13 protein-coding genes are annotated in these 16099 nt (G+C 63.9%); 7 read left to right on the forward strand and 6 right to left on the reverse strand.

From position 1 onward, the window contains the following. Positions 1–4 precede the first annotated feature (4 nt). Both ACYUME_RS05295 and ACYUME_RS05300 read left to right on the forward strand, forming a co-directional pair. The gene (locus tag ACYUME_RS05295; RefSeq protein WP_279887272.1) at positions 5–583 is read left to right on the forward strand and encodes a DJ-1/PfpI family protein; all 579 of its coding nucleotides are present in this window, start codon (positions 5–7) and stop codon (positions 581–583) included. A gap of 120 nt (positions 584–703) precedes the next feature. Continuing rightward, a complete protein-coding gene (locus ACYUME_RS05300; protein ID WP_279887274.1) occupies positions 704–1294 on the forward strand; it encodes a GNAT family N-acetyltransferase in 591 nt (196 codons plus the stop codon). Positions 1295–1315: 21 nt separating this feature from the next. On the opposite strand, the gene ACYUME_RS05305 is transcribed toward ACYUME_RS05300, so the two are convergent. The 4 genes from ACYUME_RS05305 to ACYUME_RS05320 all read right to left on the reverse strand — a co-directional run bounded on the left by ACYUME_RS05305 (position 1316) and on the right by ACYUME_RS05320 (position 8984). Continuing rightward, a complete protein-coding gene (locus ACYUME_RS05305; protein ID WP_460418244.1) occupies positions 1316–3742 on the reverse strand; it encodes an RHS repeat domain-containing protein in 2427 nt (808 codons plus the stop codon). Further along, positions 3739–6321, reverse strand: a complete 2583-nt coding sequence (locus tag ACYUME_RS05310) for a hypothetical protein (RefSeq protein ID WP_460418245.1) — start codon at positions 6319–6321, stop codon at positions 3739–3741. Before ACYUME_RS05310 ends, ACYUME_RS05305 begins: the two co-directional genes overlap by 4 nt. Before the next feature lie 37 nt (positions 6322–6358). Beyond that, on the reverse strand, positions 6359–7321 hold the full coding sequence (locus ACYUME_RS05315) for a hypothetical protein (RefSeq protein ID WP_460418246.1): 963 nt from the start codon (positions 7319–7321) through the stop codon (positions 6359–6361). Between the two features lie 139 nt (positions 7322–7460). Continuing rightward, entirely contained in the window at positions 7461–8984 is a 1524-nt protein-coding gene (locus tag ACYUME_RS05320) for a fumarate hydratase (protein WP_279887281.1), read from the reverse strand. Positions 8985–9362: 378 nt separating this feature from the next. Here ACYUME_RS05320 and ACYUME_RS05325 point away from each other — a divergent pair, with 378 nt between their 5' ends. Then, positions 9363–10280 carry an iron-sulfur-binding ferredoxin reductase gene (locus ACYUME_RS05325; RefSeq protein WP_279881396.1) on the forward strand — a complete coding sequence of 306 codons (918 nt, stop codon included), beginning with the start codon at positions 9363–9365 and terminating at the stop codon, positions 10278–10280. 140 nt (positions 10281–10420) lie between these two features. Here ACYUME_RS05325 and pyk read toward each other — a convergent pair whose 3' ends face one another. Continuing rightward, positions 10421–11875: a pyruvate kinase gene (pyk, locus tag ACYUME_RS05330; protein ID WP_279881398.1), complete on the reverse strand. Its 1455-nt coding sequence runs from the start codon at positions 11873–11875 to the stop codon at positions 10421–10423. A 256-nt stretch (positions 11876–12131) separates the two neighbouring features. Between pyk and ACYUME_RS05335 the strand changes: the two genes are divergently transcribed. The 3 genes from ACYUME_RS05335 to sbcB all read left to right on the forward strand — a co-directional run bounded on the left by ACYUME_RS05335 (position 12132) and on the right by sbcB (position 14490). Further along, positions 12132–12515 (forward strand): tetratricopeptide repeat protein, encoded by a 384-nt coding sequence (locus ACYUME_RS05335; RefSeq protein WP_279881400.1) that lies wholly within the window; start codon positions 12132–12134, stop codon positions 12513–12515. A 123-nt stretch (positions 12516–12638) separates the two neighbouring features. Beyond that, positions 12639–12998, forward strand: coding sequence for a PilZ domain-containing protein (locus ACYUME_RS05340; RefSeq protein WP_279881402.1), 360 nt, complete (start codon positions 12639–12641; stop codon positions 12996–12998). Between the two features lie 61 nt (positions 12999–13059). Then, a complete protein-coding gene (gene sbcB, locus ACYUME_RS05345; protein ID WP_460418247.1) occupies positions 13060–14490 on the forward strand; it encodes an exodeoxyribonuclease I in 1431 nt (476 codons plus the stop codon). Positions 14491–14563: 73 nt separating this feature from the next. On the opposite strand, the gene mvaT is transcribed toward sbcB, so the two are convergent. After that, a complete protein-coding gene (gene mvaT, locus ACYUME_RS05350) occupies positions 14564–14941 on the reverse strand; it encodes a histone-like nucleoid-structuring protein MvaT (protein WP_279807705.1) in 378 nt (125 codons plus the stop codon). Between the two features lie 295 nt (positions 14942–15236). Between mvaT and purU the strand changes: the two genes are divergently transcribed. Further along, positions 15237–16088 carry a formyltetrahydrofolate deformylase gene (purU, locus tag ACYUME_RS05355; protein WP_279881406.1) on the forward strand — a complete coding sequence of 284 codons (852 nt, stop codon included), beginning with the start codon at positions 15237–15239 and terminating at the stop codon, positions 16086–16088. Positions 16089–16099 lie beyond the last annotated feature (11 nt).

The following is a 16099-nucleotide window of genomic DNA, read 5'->3' on the forward strand; positions in this document are numbered from 1 at the left end:
TGCGATGACGGCGAAGAAGATTCTCATGCTGGTGGGCGACTACGTGGAGGACTACGAAGCGATGGTGCCGTTCCAGGCCCTGCGCATGGTCGGCCACACGGTGCACGCGGTGTGCCCGGAAAAGGTCGCGGGGCAGACCGTGCGCACGGCGATCCACGACTTCGAGGGCGAGCAGACCTACAGCGAGAAGCCGGGACACAACTTTGCCCTGAACTTCGACTTCGTCCAGGTGCGCGCTGAAAGCTATGACGCATTGCTGATCCCCGGTGGCCGCGCGCCGGAGTACCTGCGCCTGAACGACAAGGTGCTGGCGTTGGTCAAGTCCTTCGACCAGGCCGGCAAGCCGATCGCGGCGGTGTGCCATGGGGCGCAGCTACTGGCCGCGGCTGGTGTGCTGGAGGGTCGCGAATGCAGTGCCTACCCGGCCTGCGCGCCGGAGGTTCGGCTGGCGGGAGGGCGGTTCATCGATATCGCCGTGGACCAGGCACACGTGGACGGTAACCTGGTGACCGCGCCCGCCTGGCCGGCGCACCCGGCGTGGCTGGCGGCGTTTCTGAAAGTGCTGGGAACGCGCATCGCCTGATACGCATCCGCTTCGATAGCGGCCATGGAGAAATACCTGTCGCGTAGGGGAAAGGTCCGGGCGGTGGGCGGATGCTAGGGTTGGCCTTCAGTCATCACATCGACAGGATGAACGCCCCGCATGGAAATACGCCTGCTCCATGGTGCCGCCATCGCGCCTTACATCGATGATCTCGCGCGCCTGCGCCTGGGGCTGTTTCGCGAGTTTCCCTATCTTTGGGATAGCTCGCTGAATCACCAGGCCGACTACCTGGCCAGCTATGCCGACTCCGGGCGCAGCCTGGTGGTGCTGGCGCTGGACGGCGGCGAGGTGGTGGGCGCCGCCACCGGTCTGCCGCTGGTGGACGTTGCCGCCGAGCTGCAACAGCCGTTTCTGGCTCAGGGCCGCGACCCGGCAGCGGTCTACTACTTCGGCGAGTCGATCCTGTTGCCGGCCTATCGCGGGCAAGGATTGGGCGTGCGCTTCTTCATCGAGCGCGAGTCCTATGCGCACAAGCTCGCCGAGTTCGACTACTGCGCGTTCTGTTCGGTGGAACGCCCCGCCGGGCATCCACGTCGTCCGACGCACTACAAGCCATTGCAGGGGTTCTGGCGCAACCGTGGCTTTCTGCACGAACCCTCGCTGCGGACCGCCTGCAGTTGGCAAGACCTCGACGAGCAGGCGCAGTCGGCCAAGATCATGTCGTTCTGGCTCAAGGCGCTGCCGGCGTGATGCGTGCCGGCAACGATCATTTCAGCGTGGGTAGTAGGTTCTGCCGGTGGCGATCTCGCGTTGTGGATAGAAGGAAAACGGTCCTTTCGCGCCTTGCAGGCGTTTCCAGCGCGAGATGTTCTGCGAGGGCAGGCTGCTGGTGAAGTTATCGACCCTGAGTGACTGGATGAAGCCTGCGCGGTTGACCCAGATGACCTTGTCGTAGCCGTACACCGGGCGTTGCAGGACATCGGCGATGCGCTGCGCCGCGCCACTCTTGCCGCCATGGCAGGCCAGCAGCACCAATGGCACATTCTGCTCGACCCCTGCCAGGCGTGGCGCGATTTCCTTCAATGCGATACGCGCCGGATCGTCCATCTGTCCCACCGCGTTCATCAGCTGGCCGCCTTTGCTGCCGTGGGTCTCGAACGCGCGAATGCCTTGGCCCCAAAGGTTGTAGTGCATGGCGACATCGTTTTGCCCCGCTCTTTCGGCATAGAGGACTTCGCTGCGCTGTTCCCAGTACGCTGGACGAGTGATCCTTGGTTCACGCAGGCGAATGGCTCCGGCCCCGCGGGTCAGCTGCGGCGCCCGGGCGGGAGCCGCAGCCAGGCGTGCAGCCGCGCCGGTCCCCAGGCTGGCCAGGCCGCTGGCCAGGGAAATCCAGCCAAGCACGCTGGCACTGTGCTGGTCCCTGCCACTGGCTTCGAGGGCCATGGCGGCGACGCCGGTGCCGAGCGACACGGCGTTGAGCGCCGCCGTGCCGATCGCCCAGGCACCGCTGGCGCTGAGGCTGCCCAGGCCGCCGGCGAACAGGCCGGCGACGGCGGGCATGGCGGTGCCCAGGCTGGCCAGGGTGATGGCGGCGCCGAGGGCCAGCCCGACACCTGCCAGGGCCCAGGTCACCCAGCTGTGGCCGTCTGGGTCGATGCGGTTGACCGGGTCGCCGGCGCAATAGGCATAGGGGTTGATGCCGCCACGGCCGAACGGGCTTTCGCTGTCGGGAGCGAGGAAGCACATGAGCATGGGATCGTAGGGTCGATAGCCTGCCGGAATGTACCAGCCGGTCAGCGGTTCACGACGCAGGCCGGCGTAGCCGAAGGGCTGTTCGCCCTCGTCCGCCTCGGCGCCATGGGCGGTGTAGCGGCGGCTGCGCACTTGCTCCTTGACCTCCAGGCGCGCGCTGCCCTGGGCATCGCAACCGATCAGGATGGTCTGGCGTATGCCATCGGCCGCCTTGCTCAAGGCGAACAGGCCCGCGCCATTGCCGATCAGCTCCAGCCGTTGTTCGGCTTGTTGCACATGGGTCAACTGCCCGGCGCTGTGCCAGCTGCGCTCGAGCTCGCCGTCGAGTATCCGGTCGCACAGCTGGCCACTGGCATCGTAGCGGTAGTGGCAGGTTCGCGCGCCGACGCTGACGCTGGCCAGGCGGTCGTGGGCGGTCCAGCTCATGCGCCGGCCGAGGCTGTCGCCGATCACCCGTCCACAGGCGTCGTAGCGTAGATCGATGCGGCTCGGCCAGCTGTCGTGGCTGTGGCTGATCGACACGACCTGGGTGGGATCGTGTGCGGCATAGCTGAACCGGGCGTGGTCCTGGCTGCCATCGGCAAAGGTGCTGACCACCTCGCGCAAGCCATCGAGGGCATTGAAGGTGAAGCGTTGATCGACGATGGGATTGCCGAACGGATCCTGCGGTGCCGCCACGGCGTTGGCGGTGTAGTGCACCAAGCGCCCGCGCAGGTCGTAGGCGAAATGTTCTTCACCTTGTCGCTCGCCATCGTGCCAGGTGCGGGAAACGACCTGGTCGAGCGGGCCATAGACCAGCGTCTGGTGCCAGGAGCGAGTCTTGCCCGCCTGCTTCACCTTGAAGGCACAGGCTGCCTCACGGCCCATGCTGTCGTAGCTCAGCTGCTTGACCAGCTGGCGGTCACTGGCCGGGTCGTCGGTGGAGATGGTCGCGGGTCGGGACCAGGCGTCGTAGGTGAAGGTCGTGCGCACGCCGCCGACCGAAAGCACGCTTAAGCGTCCGAATGCATCGTATTGGTGCCGGTGTTTGCCTCCCGCGCTGTCGGTGAAACCCAGCAACAGGCCATTGAGCGAGTGCCGCCAGTGGGTGCTGTGCTCGATGCCATCGACAGTCCAGGTGTCGCGCAATGCCTTGCCTGACGGCGTGAAGTGCCATCGCTGCTCGCCCAGGGCGTTGCTGGCCGAGGCGGGCAGGCCGAGCGGGGCGTGATAGCTCAGCCGTTCGCCTGGCTGGTCGGGCGTCGCGCTGGACAGCAGGGCGTTGTCCAGCTGTGGTTCATAGGTGTAGGCCAGGTGCGTGCCATCGGCCAGGGTATTGGCTGTAGGCGGCAGTTGGCCTGGGCGGTAATGGTAGTGGGTGGTGCGTCCGGCGACCTGTACGCTGCGCTGGCGTCCCAGGCCGTCGAACGTCTGCCGGCCCAGCAGGATGGGAAGGGCGGTCATGGTTGCGGCTCCTGGGCAGGGGTGAGCGAGATGGATTCCGGGTGCTGGTCGTCGCTGTGTCCCGCGAAGGTCCAGGTCAACCGGGTGCCGTCGGCCAGCTGTTTTTCAATGACGCGGCCATGGTGGTCATGGCGCAGGCGCGTGGTGATGACCGGGGCGTCGGGTACTTCGATACGTTCTTCGATCACCCGGCCCAACCCGTCGCGCAAGAGCTTGCGGGTGCGCACCAGGGCACCGTCGGCATCGATGTCCTGGTACTCGATCGGCTGGCCAGCCAAATCGCTGAGCACGACCTGCTTCGCACCGGTTTGGCCGCCGGCCTCCTGCCACTGCTCGACGCGCAAGGTGAGCGGGTCGTACCGGCTGTGGCTGTGCACGCCGTCGGGGCCGATGTCGAGACACGCCTGGCCCCAGTCGTCATAGGTCGTGGTGGTGGTCAGGGTCAGTGGCGTCGGGGCGTCGGGGCCGAGCCAGTCCTGCGAGGTCTGGCTGATCTGTCGCCCGAGGGCGTCATAGCGGTACAGGGCGATCACCCTGAACTGTCCGGGCGCTTCATCGATGTCTTCCTGCTCCACCTGCACGGTGCGACCATCGCCATCGAGCCATTGACGCTGGCGCGCGCCGTTGGCGTCGACCTGTTCGAGCATGACCGGATTGATCTTGTCGTCTTGCCTGGCCCCGCGTGCCACGGCGTCATCCACGTGATAGTGCGCGCTGCGCACGGTCTGCCAGGGGCTGTCGGCGGCGCTCACCGTTCGCACGATGCGGCCGAGGGTGTCGTACTGGTAGCGCTGACAGGCGCCTGCCTGGCTGCGCTCCCAGCTGGTCAGCCCGCTCAGCAGCGACTGCCCGTGGCTCTGGCTCGCGCGGTTCTCGTCGTCGAGTTCGAAACCGATGCAGGTGGTTTCGCTGACCAGTTCATCTTCTGTGACTTCATAGCGGTATGTTGTGATGGTCACCTTGCCATCGAGCGTGGTGCTGCGCTGGACGATCCGGCCATGGGTCGCGCCGGGAACGGAACTGTAATGCTGCTCGGTCCGTTTCAGCGTGCAATCGTCACCTGTGTTGAACGTTTCTTCGCTGGCCATCACAGGTCGCGCGGGTTCCCCGGCGATCAGCGAGGGCAGGGCCAGGTAGGTGTAGCGGGTGCCGAGCGTCGGGGTTTCGCCCTTGGCAGGGGCTGGGACCACGGTCGTGCTCTTCAGGTGGCGAACCCTGCCCATTGGGTCTGGCGGGCAGCCTTCGGCGCCCTGCGCCGGATAGAACTCGCTGAGCTCCTGGAGGCCATTGGGGTGGATCACCTGTACGAGGTTGCCGTGGGTGTCGTAGCGGTAGCGGGTGGTCTGCGTGCGTGTCGCGCCATCGCGGGCGTGGTCGATGTAGCTGAGCGAAACCTCGTGCGGCAGCTGGCAGGCTGGGGGTTGCTGTTCCCAGTTCAGTTGCGGGTCGATGCCGTAGGTGGTGTGGGTGCGGGTTTCGCAGGCGCCGCGCCGCGAGGTTTCCACTGTCAGGAGATGGAAGCGATTCCAGGTCCGGGTGAGGGTCTCGAGCGTCTGGCCCTTGGCATCGCTCAGGGTCTCGACCAGCTGGTACTGGTAGTCGCTGTCGACCTGGTACAGGTTGTCCCGGCCGCTGTCCCAGGCGAACGCCTGATCGCTGCCGAAACCGAGGAAATTGCTGTCTCCTACCCATTCATAGATGCGGTTCAATTCGCTGGCCGGCGTGCCGCTGGCATGGGTCCAGGACAGGACCCTGGGCAGGTAGGGGAACGGCGCGCCAGTTGGCAGGCGGTGACCTGCGCTGCCGGTTGCCCAGTGAACGATATCCTTGGCGCCCATCGGGCTGCGCAGGGCGCTGGGCAACAGCAGTGGACCGGCCAGGGTGTAGTCGATCTCGAATGGGGTCGCGATGCCCGGGACATGGATCTGGGTCAGCCGATTGTCGCTCAACACCAGGCGCAGCATGGCGGCTTGTGGCGTGGAGGGGTTGAGGGTGATGCGCACTTCGTCTTCGCTTCGCTCCAGGCTGAGCAGGGTGCGCAGTTCATCGCGGATCTGTTCGAGCCGATAGCCGCCATCGCCGAACGGCAGCCAGTCCACATAGAGACTGCGGCCTTCCGGCGAGCGCAACTCTTCGAGCAGGAACCAGGGGCTGGAGGCCTGCTGCCGGAGGATTTCGCTGCTTGCGGATGCGTGCTCCACGCGCAGGCTGCCATCGGCCTGCTGGCGCAAACGCAAGCTGTCGAGTTTCTGGTCGAGAAAACTCAGGCGGCTGTCGATAAGGAAGCTTGAGCGGTCCAGGTCGATGGCGAACTGTTCGCCTGAGGCAAGGCTCAGGCGGGTGCTGTCCTGGTCAAGGTACAGCTCGGACAGGTTCAGGCTCCAGCCCAGGCCATAGCCCTTGTCCACGTTCGAAGCCAGGCTGGCGAAGCTGAGGGTGACGGGAAGCGATGGCCCGCAGAGCTGGTTCGCGGGGGGCAGTGGCAGGGCGAGGGCCAGGGTGAACTGGCCGGTGCGGTTGTCCACGCCGGTTTTCATGAAGTCCAGGAAGTTGCTGGCCTGGGTATGCAAGGTCGACATGCGGTGATTTCCCGTGGCTGAGATTGATCGGCGCGGCTCAGGAGTGACGATCGCTCAGGCGGAAGCTCAAGGCGTTACCCCCTGTGCCGGCGAGAAACTCGACGGTGTACGCGTTGCCGTGGCGGTCCAGCACGGTCCAGAGGCTGGTCGATTCGTTGAGGTCGTTGAACCAGCGTCGATAGAAACGCGAAAAATGACGGTAGAGCGTCATGTGGTGTGGGCGCTCGGTGAGGGTCTGACTGGAGTCGGGCAGTTGCAGGCTGAAGGGCTGATCCACGGCGTAGGCTGCCACGCGGCAGTGCTGGCTGTAGTCGTTGGTGAGCTGAAACGAGATCAGCGCATGGTCCCAGTTGTTGCGCACATAAAACGGCTCGGCTGAGGGTGTCGCCTGGGCGTGGCTGGCGACTATCCGGTTGTTCGGGTCGCGAAAGCCGAAGTAGGCCACTTCTTCCTCGATCTCGTCGTTCCAGTAACTGCCGTTGTCGAGTTTGTAGCTGACCTTGTCCTGGACGGAGAGCTGAAAGCGGGACTCGTGCGGGCTGGGCGGCGCCACGGATTCGATGACCACGGATGAGCGAAAAGGCGCGGCATTGGTCTCGAAGCTGGTGTGCTCGTCGCGCCAGATCCCTGCGTGGATCGTGCTCAATGAGCCACCGGGCAGCGTCGAGCTTACGTAGAAGCGGCGGCGCATGGCTCCGGCTGATGGCTGGGTGAGCGCAGCTGGCACGGTCGTGCCGGAGGCATGGTAGTCGAAGCGCGAATCACGCAGGTGTCGGGCCTGCAAGTCGCCCTCCAGGTCGCGAACATGGCCATCGTCATCGATCAGGACGAGTTGCAGGGTCGACAGCTGCTGCTCGGTAATTTCCTGGCCTTCCCGTGGCTCGATGGTGATGGTGACCTCGACCTGCTGGCGGCCGTTGGCATAGAGGCGATTGCTGTTCGAGGTGATGTCGAGGCGGAAGCGGCGAAGCCATTGGTTGGCTTGTTGTGTGTGGTTCATGAGCCAGTCCTGTGTGGGATAAGGGGCTCATTTAAGTGGGAGGCGAATGTAGGACTGCGGTAAATAAATCTTGGCCGCCGGAAAGGTCCGGGCAAAAAAAACCGCTCCGGGGGGAGCGGTTCTTTCATTGCGGTGAAGCTTACTTCACTTCCACCGCCAGGCTTTCGGCAATCTTGCCCTGCCACAGCGCGGGACCGGTGATGTGCACCGACTCACCCTTGCTGTCCACCGCGACGGTGACCGGCATGTCCTTCACTTCGAACTCGTAGATCGCCTCCATGCCCAGCTCGGCGAAGGCCAGGACCTTCGACTTGCGGATGGCCTGGGCCACCAGGTAGGCGGCGCCGCCGACGGCCATCAGGTACACGGCCTTGTTGTCCTTGATCGCCTCGATGGCGGTCGGGCCGCGCTCGGACTTGCCGATCATGCCCAGCAGGCCAGTCTGCTCGAGGATCTGGCGGGTGAACTTGTCCATGCGCGTGGCGGTGGTCGGACCGGCCGGGCCCACCACTTCGTCACCGACCGGGTCGACCGGGCCGACGTAGTAGATGAAGCGGCCCTTGAGGTCCACCGGCAGCTCTTCGCCACGGTTGAGCATCTCGACCATGCGCTTGTGCGCGGCGTCGCGGCCGGTGAGCATCTTGCCGTTGAGCAGGATGGTCTCGCCCGGCTTCCAGCTGGCGACTTCTTCCGGGGTGATGTCGTCGAGGTTGACGCGACGGGCGCTCGGGCCGGCTTCCCAGACGATTTCCGGGTAGGCGTCCAGCGACGGCGCTTCCAGCTCGGCCGGGCCGTTGCCGTCGAGCACGAAGTGGGCGTGGCGGGTGGCGGCGCAGTTGGGGATCATGCACACCGGCAGCGAGGCGGCGTGGGTCGGGTAGTCCATGATCTTGACGTCGAGCACGGTGGTCAGGCCGCCCAGGCCCTGGGCGCCGATGCCCAGCTGGTTGACCTTGTCGAACAGCTCCAGGCGGATCTCCTCGAGGCGGTTCTGCGGGCCACGGGCTTTGAGCTCATGAATGTCGATGGACTCCATCAGCACTTCCTTGGCCATGACCGCGGCCTTCTCGGCGGTGCCGCCGATGCCGATGCCGAGCATGCCAGGCGGGCACCAGCCGGCACCCATGGTCGGGACGGTCTTGAGCACCCAGTCGACGATCGAGTCGGACGGGTTGAGCATGGCCATCTTCGACTTGTTCTCCGAGCCGCCGCCCTTGGCCGCGACATCGACCTCGACCTTGTCGCCGGGCACGATCGAGTAGTGGATGACGGCCGGGGTGTTGTCCTTGGTGTTCTTGCGGGCACCGGCCGGGTCGGCCAGGATCGAGGCGCGCAGGACGTTCTCGGGCAGGTTGTAGGCGCGGCGCACACCTTCGTTGATCATGTCGTCGACGCTCATGGTCGCGCCGTCCCAGCGCACGTCCATGCCGACGCGGATGAACACGGTGACGATACCGGTGTCCTGGCAGATCGGGCGGTGGCCGGTGGCGCACATGCGCGAGTTGATCAGGATCTGGGCGATCGAGTCACGCGCGGCAGGCGACTCTTCACGCAGGTAGGCCTCGTGCATCGCCTGGATGAAGTCGACGGGGTGGTAGTACGAGATGAATTGCAGGGCGTCGGCGACGCTCTGAATCAGGTCGTCTTGCTTGATCACGGTCATGCAGCGCGCTCCTCTTAAAGACGGGAACATTCGAAAAGGCATTCCGACAGTGCACACCTGTATGTCAGGAACGCCTGGCAAGGCACCGGCTGGTCGGGCCGGCGCAAAAAGGCGCGGCAGTATACCGTGCCGCGCCTTCGGAAACACCTGCACGTGGTCTGGACCAAGGTCGGCAGGGCGTGGGCATCCTTCTTGCTGATGACGCCAGCGTTGCAATGCAGTTCAATGAGGTCAGCGTGATGTTGACCGGGGCTGCCTTGCAGCCCTTCGCGGGTAAACCCGCTCCCACAGGGGGTAATGCATGGCCCTGTGGGAGCGGGTTTACCCGCGAAGGGCCGCAGAGCGGCCCCAATCGCTTGCATTTGGAGATGAACTGACATGCCCGAACTTTGCGTGGGCGAACGCCGTTGGTGGGTGCCCGCCGACAGCAACCTGCTCGATGCGCTCAACGACGCCGGTTGCGCCGTGCCCTACAGCTGCCGCGCCGGCAGCTGCCACGCCTGTCTGGTGCGTTGCCTGGACGGTATGCCCGTCGACGCGAAACCCGAGGCGCTGGCGGCGGACAAGCGCGAGCAGGGCTGGCGCCTGGCCTGCCAGTGCTCGGTCGCCAGCGACCTGCGGGTGGCGCTGTTCGATCCCCGAAGCGATGGGCTGCCGGCAACCGTGATCGGGTTGGACTGGTTCGCCGAGGTGCTGCGCCTGAGGCTGCGAGCGGAGCGGCCACTGCGCTACAAGGCCGGGCAGCACTTGGTGTTGTGGAGCGGCGGCGTCGCGCGACCCTACTCGTTGGCGAGCCTGCCGGGCGAGGACGACTTCCTGGAGTTCCACCTGGACTGCCACCGTCCCGGTGCGTTCTGCGATCAGGCAAGGCAGCTTCGCTTGGGCGATGTGCTGAGGCTGGGCGAGCTCAGGGGCGGGGCGTTGCACTACGATCCGGACTGGCAGACACGGCCGCTCTGGTTGCTGGCCGCAGGCACCGGGCTGGCGCCGTTGTGGGGCATCCTGCGCGAGGCGCTGCAGCAAGGGCACCTGGGGCCGATCAAGGTGCTGCATGTGGCTCGTGAGCATTACCTGGCCGAAGCTTTACAGGCGCTGGCTGGGGAACAGGTGAGTGTGGAACTGGTGGCGAGCGAGGATTTCGAGGAGGCGTTGGCGGGGTTGCGCTTGGCGTCGCGTCAGACGGTGGCGCTGGTGTGCGGGGCGCCGGGGCGGGTAGAGCAGTTTGCTCGGCGGCTATTTATAGCGGGGATGCCCAGGGGGCAGTTGTTTGCCGATGTGTTCAGTGAGCATGCCTGAGAGAACAGGGAGGGCTTTGCCCTCCTTTCGCGACGCAAGGCCGCTCCCACAGGTTCCCCGCAACCCTGGAGCTGCGCGGTAGTTGTGGAAGCGGCCTTGTGTCGCGATAGGGCCGCAAAGCGGCCCCAACGGGAGCAGGATCAACCGATCAGCGGATCACCCACGTGCAGGATCTTCATGCCGTTGGTGCCACCGATGGTGTGGTAGCTGTCGCCCTTGGTCAGGATCACCCAGTCACCTTGCTCGACCAGACCGCGCTTGAGCAGCTCGTCGACCGCTGCCTGGCTCACCTTGTCGGCCGGCAGCGAGGCCGGGTCGAAGGCGATCGGGTAGACGCCGCGGAACATGTTGGCACGGGCCTGGGTGGCGCGGTGCGGCGACAGGGCGAAGATCGGCACGTGCGAGCGCAGGCGCGACATGATCAGCGGGGTGTAGCCACTTTCGGTGAGGGCGATGATCGCCTTGACGCCCGGGAAGTGGTTGGCGGTGTACATGGCCGCCAGGGCGATGGATTCGTCGCAGCGCTCGAAGGTGGTGTGCAGGCGGTGGCTGGACTTCTGGCTGGTCGGGTGCTTCTCGGCGCCCGAGCAGATTCGGGCCATGGCCTGTACGGCTTCGATCGGGTAGGCGCCGGCGGCGCTCTCGGCCGACAGCATCACCGCGTCGGTGTTGTCGAGCACGGCGTTGGCCACGTCGGACACTTCGGCGCGGGTCGGCATCGGGTTCTGGATCATCGACTCCATCATCTGGGTCGCGACGATCACTGCCTTGTTGTTGCGGCGGGCGTGCTGGATGATCTTCTTCTGGATGGCGATCAGCTCGGCGTCGCCGATTTCCACGCCCAGGTCGCCACGGGCGACCATCACCGCGTCGGAGGCGGCGATCAGCTTGTCCAGGGTCTCGTCGTCGGCGACCGCTTCGGCGCGTTCGATCTTGGCCACCAGCCAGGCGCTGCCGCCGGCTTCGTCACGCAGCTTGCGCGCGTATTCCATGTCGCTGGCGTCGCGCGGGAACGACACGGCCAGGTAGTCCAGGTCCATTTCCGCGGCCAGCTTGATGTCGGCCTTGTCCTTCTCGGTCAGGGCCGGGGCGGTCAGGCCGCCGCCTTTGCGGTTGATGCCTTTGTGGTCCGACAGCGGGCCACCGATGATCACCACGCAGTGCAGGGCGTCCGCCGTGGCGGTCTCGACGCGCATGACCACACGGCCGTCGTCGAGCAGCAGTTCGTCACCGACGCCGCAGTCCTTGACCAGGTCGGGGTAGTCGATGCCGACGATGTCCTGGGTGCCTTCGGTGAGCGGGTGGGCGGTGGAGAAGGTGAACTTGTCACCGATCTTCAATTCGATGCGCTTGTTGGCGAACTTGGCGATGCGGATCTTCGGACCCTGCAGATCGCCCAGCAGCGCGACGTGGCGGCCGTTCTTGGCGGCGATGTCGCGGATCAGGCGGGCGCGGGCCTTGTGCTCGTCCGGGGTGCCGTGGGAGAAGTTCAGACGTGCCACGTCCAGGCCGGCGAGGATCAGCTGTTCGATCACTTCCGGCGAGTTGCTGGCGGGGCCAAGGGTGGCGACGATTTTGGTACGGCGGATGGTCATGCACAGACTCCTATAGTGAAGCGCAGCGAAAGGCTACTCCTCAATTGCGCTGTAGTCATTGTTCCGTTGCACTACCGGCACGCAAGGCAGGGTTGCGTTTGAACGGTCGGCTCGGCGGCAGCGATAAGCTACAAGCGGCAAGCTACAAGTAAGGGGCGGCGTACAACCACTTGCAGCTCGAGGCTTGAGGCTTGCAGCTTGCAGCTGAAGAAACCCGGCAAGGCGCCGATACACTGTCCATCAAAGGAGAATTCCCATGCGCACCCTGATCGTTTTGACCATGGCGGCCAGTGTCGTCGGCTGCACCCGCTGGTCCATGGACCATCACCTGAACAATGCCTATCGGGCCTACGACCGTGGCGACTGTGCCAAGGTGATGCTGGAGCTGTCCCAGGTCGACCGCACCAGTCGCGCCCGTCCGTTCATCCATCCGGAGGTTTCGCTGCTGCGCGGCCAGTGTCTGGAGCGACAGAAGCTCTATGTCGACGCGGCGCAGACCTACCAGTACCTGATCCAGCAATACCCGCGCAATGAGTATGCCTACCGCGCGCAGGCGCGCCTGCAGACGCTGGAGAAGCTTGGGCACCTGCGTGGCGAAGCGGCAATGGCCACGCCTGCGAACACTACACCTTGGCGTTAATGCCAAGGTGTCGATGATTTCATGTAGTCCGTCCGTCGGTTTGGACTAATCTGTTAAAGCGTTGTAACGATCATCGCCAGTACCTTGTCTTCCTGGCATCAGGTACAGGACCTCACTGCGACCATGTTCATCGAGCGACACATCGAACGCCATCAGTTGCCTTGCGTGCTCAAGGTGTTCAACCGCTTCACCGACCAGCAGATCGGCTATCTGGGCAATGCGTCCGAGGATGGGTTGATGCTGATCAGCCAACTGCCGGTGCTGGCAGGGCCTGATTTCGAGCTGCAATTGCGCGTGCCGTTGGCCGGAGGCGGGCTGCAGTTCATCAACCTGACCGCCAGTTGCCTGTGGTGCCGCGAAGACGAAACACCTGGGCACTACGATGCCGGCTTCATGCTGCTGCAGGCGCCGCAGGAATACGACGACTTCGTGCGTTCCCTACGCGATTTCTTCACTTTCCGCCCCGCGAACGCCTCGGTCTGAGGCTGGCCTGGGCAACGCTTGGACCGCTAGACTCTGGACGACCTTGTTACAGGACGACCCCGTGAGCTCCAGCATCTTCTGGCACGACTACGAAACCACCGGCATCAACCCGCGCTGCGACCGCCCATTGCAGATGGCCGGCGTGCGCACTGACCTCGATCTCAATGAGATCGAGGCGCCGATCAGCCTTTACTGCCGCCCCTCCGACGACATTCTTCCGCACCCGGCGGCTTGCCTGGTGACCGGCATCACCCCGCAGCTGCTGGCCAGCCATGGGCTGTGCGAAGGCGAGTTCATGACCCGGGTACATGAGCAGCTGGCCAGGCCTGGCACCTGTGGCGCCGGCTACAACACCCTGCGTTTCGATGACGAAGTCACCCGCTACAGCCTCTATCGGAACTTCTTCGACCCCTACGCCCGTGAATGGCAGGGCGGCAACAGCCGTTGGGACTTGATCGATGTGGTGCGCACCGCCTATGCCTTGCGTCCAGAGGGTATCCAGTGGCCGCAACAGGATGGGCGCACCAGCCTGCGCCTGGAGCTGCTGAGCAAGGCCAACGGCCTGGATCATGGCCAAGCCCACGAAGCGCTTTCCGACGTACGGGCGACGATCGCCCTGGCGCGTCTGATTCGCGAGAAACAGCCGAAGTTGTACGACTGGTTGTTCCAGCTGCGCAGCAAGCACAAGGTCATGGAACAGGTTCGCTTGTTGCAACCGCTGGTGCATGTATCCGGTCGCTTCTCGGCCCAGCGCAACTATATCGGGGTGGTGCTGCCGTTGGCCTGGCACCCGCGTAATCGCAATGCATTGATTGTCTGTGATCTGCAGCAGGATACACAGCCACTGCTCCAGGAAAGTGCAGAAGCCTTGCGTCAGCGTTTATACACACGACGTGAAGACATGGCCGAAGGCCAACTACCAGTACCGCTCAAGTTGGTGCACATCAATCGCTGTCCGGTATTGGCGCCACTGTCGGTACTGCGCCCTGTCGATCAGCAACGCCTCGGCATCGACTTGTCGGCGTTGCAGTCAAGTGGCGAGCAATTGGCTAATCAGCAGGACCACTGGCGGGACAAGTTGCCTGTCATTTTCCAGGAGGAAGGGTTCGCGCCAAGTGAAGATCCGGAGCAACAGCTGTATGACGGATTCCTGGGTGATCGGGATAAGCGTCTGAGCGAGCAAGTGCGCGGCATGGACCCCGGACAATTGGGCAAGCAGCACTGGATGTTCGATGACGCGCGGCTGCCGGAGTTGTTGTTCCGTTACCGTGCGCGCAACTTCAGCGATACCCTGGATGAACAAGAGCGTGCGCGTTGGCATGGGTTCTGCCAGCAGCGCCTGATGGATCCTGGGTATGGCGCGCCGACGACGATCGCTGACTTCGAACTGGCATGCCAGAGCAGTTGGGACGCTGCGAGCGAGGCGGGGCGGCAGGTGCTGACGGCCTGGTCGGAACATATCAGGCAGTTGAAGGCGAACTACCAGCTTTGAAATGAGCGGAAAACAAAAAACGCCGGCAAGTGCCGGCGTTTTTCATCTTGAAACCAATGCGCAGTACGGCGAATCAGTCCAGCAGGGTAGCCCAGCTTTCGACGACGTCGCCGCCCCACTTGGCTTTCCACTCTTTCAGGGTCTTGTGGTTGCCGCCCTTGGTTTCAATGATCTCGCCATTGTGCGGATTCTTGTATTGCTTGACTTTGCGCGCACGCTTGGTGGCGGTGGTCTTGACAGCGCCGCGCGGTGCCTTGCTCAGTTTGCTTTCCGGATCGAGCAGGGCGATCACGTCACGCAGGGACTTGGAGTATTCACCCATCAGGGCGCGCAGCTTGCCTTCGAATTCCAGTTCTTTCTTCAGCTTGTCATCTTGCGACAGGTTGGCCAGACGGGCTTGAAGTTCCTTGATGGCTTCTTCGGTGGCGCGGTATTCGTTGATCAGGGACATGGTGTGTTCCTTAATGCATGTTCAGAGAGACAGTGCCGGCAATAATAGACAGGCCAAACTGGCAAGTAAACAATTAAAAGGCATGAGTCAATTAATAGCAGGGGGAAAATTCCTCGCTATTAGGTTAAAAAAAATTACATGTTGACGGGGCGCTGGCCACAGCCGCTTGAATCGAAGGGAATTTAGCAAGCCAAATTGCGCGTGCAAGCGACAGGGCACGGGCGTAGATGATTACTGCGTTTTTTCCGCCAGGCCGCTAGAATACGCGCCTTTGCGAAGTTCTGGAGTCTCTCTCATGCGCACCTATCGACTGGTGATTGCCTGCCCCGACCGCGTCGGCATCGTGGCGAAAGTCAGTAATTTCCTGGCCCTCTACAATGGCTGGATCAACGAAGCCAGCCACCACTCCGACGAGCAGAGTGGCTGGTTCTTCATGCGCCATGAAATTCGTGCCGAGTCGCTGCCGTTCGGTATCGAGGCTTTCCGCGAGGCGTTCGCGCCGATCGCCGAAGAGTTCTCCATGACCTGGCGGATCACCGACTCCGCCCAGAAGAAGCGTGTGGTGCTGATGGCCAGCCGCGAATCGCATTGCCTGGCCGACCTGCTGCACCGCTGGCATACCGATGAACTGGATTGCGAGATTCCCTGCGTGATCTCCAACCACAACGACCTGCGCAGCATGGTCGAGTGGCATGGCATTCCATTCCATCATGTCCCGGTCGATCCGAAGGACAAGCAGCCAGCCTTCGCCGAAGTGTCGCGCCTGGTCGAGGAATATGCTGCCGACGCGGTGGTACTGGCCCGTTACATGCAAATCCTGCCGCCGCAGCTGTGCCAGGCGTACGCCGAGAAAGTCATCAACATCCACCACAGCTTCCTGCCTTCGTTCGTCGGTGCCAAGCCCTACCATCAGGCGGCCCTGCGCGGCGTGAAACTGATCGGTGCAACCTGCCACTACGTCACCGAAGAGCTGGATGCCGGCCCGATCATCGAGCAGGACGTGGTGCGTGTCAGCCACGCCGACAGCATCGAGGACATGGTGCGTTTCGGTCGCGACGTGGAGAAGATGGTGCTGGCCCGCGGCCTGCGCTACCACCTGGAAGACCGCGTGCTGGTGCATGGCAATAAAACCGTGGTGTTCAACTGAAGCAAGGGCCC

The organism is Pseudomonas sp. microsymbiont 2 (genome assembly GCF_054788395.1).

Coding starts and splice junctions, on each gene's coding strand:
- ACYUME_RS05320 (WP_279887281.1), bottom strand. CDS start 8,984: ATGACCGTGATCAAGCAAGACGACCTGATTCAGAGCGTCGCCGACGCC.
- ACYUME_RS05305 (WP_460418244.1), bottom strand. CDS start 3,742: ATGACCGCCCTTCCCATCCTGCTGGGCCGGCAGACGTTCGACGGCCTG.
- ACYUME_RS05340 (WP_279881402.1), top strand. CDS start 12,639: ATGTTCATCGAGCGACACATCGAACGCCATCAGTTGCCTTGCGTGCTC.
- ACYUME_RS05335 (WP_279881400.1), top strand. CDS start 12,132: ATGCGCACCCTGATCGTTTTGACCATGGCGGCCAGTGTCGTCGGCTGC.
- mvaT (WP_279807705.1), bottom strand. CDS start 14,941: ATGTCCCTGATCAACGAATACCGCGCCACCGAAGAAGCCATCAAGGAA.
- ACYUME_RS05300 (WP_279887274.1), top strand. CDS start 704: ATGGAAATACGCCTGCTCCATGGTGCCGCCATCGCGCCTTACATCGAT.
- ACYUME_RS05310 (WP_460418245.1), bottom strand. CDS start 6,321: ATGTCGACCTTGCATACCCAGGCCAGCAACTTCCTGGACTTCATGAAA.
- ACYUME_RS05315 (WP_460418246.1), bottom strand. CDS start 7,321: ATGAACCACACACAACAAGCCAACCAATGGCTTCGCCGCTTCCGCCTC.
- pyk (WP_279881398.1), bottom strand. CDS start 11,875: ATGACCATCCGCCGTACCAAAATCGTCGCCACCCTTGGCCCCGCCAGC.
- ACYUME_RS05295 (WP_279887272.1), top strand. CDS start 5: ATGACGGCGAAGAAGATTCTCATGCTGGTGGGCGACTACGTGGAGGAC.
- purU (WP_279881406.1), top strand. CDS start 15,237: ATGCGCACCTATCGACTGGTGATTGCCTGCCCCGACCGCGTCGGCATC.
- ACYUME_RS05325 (WP_279881396.1), top strand. CDS start 9,363: ATGCCCGAACTTTGCGTGGGCGAACGCCGTTGGTGGGTGCCCGCCGAC.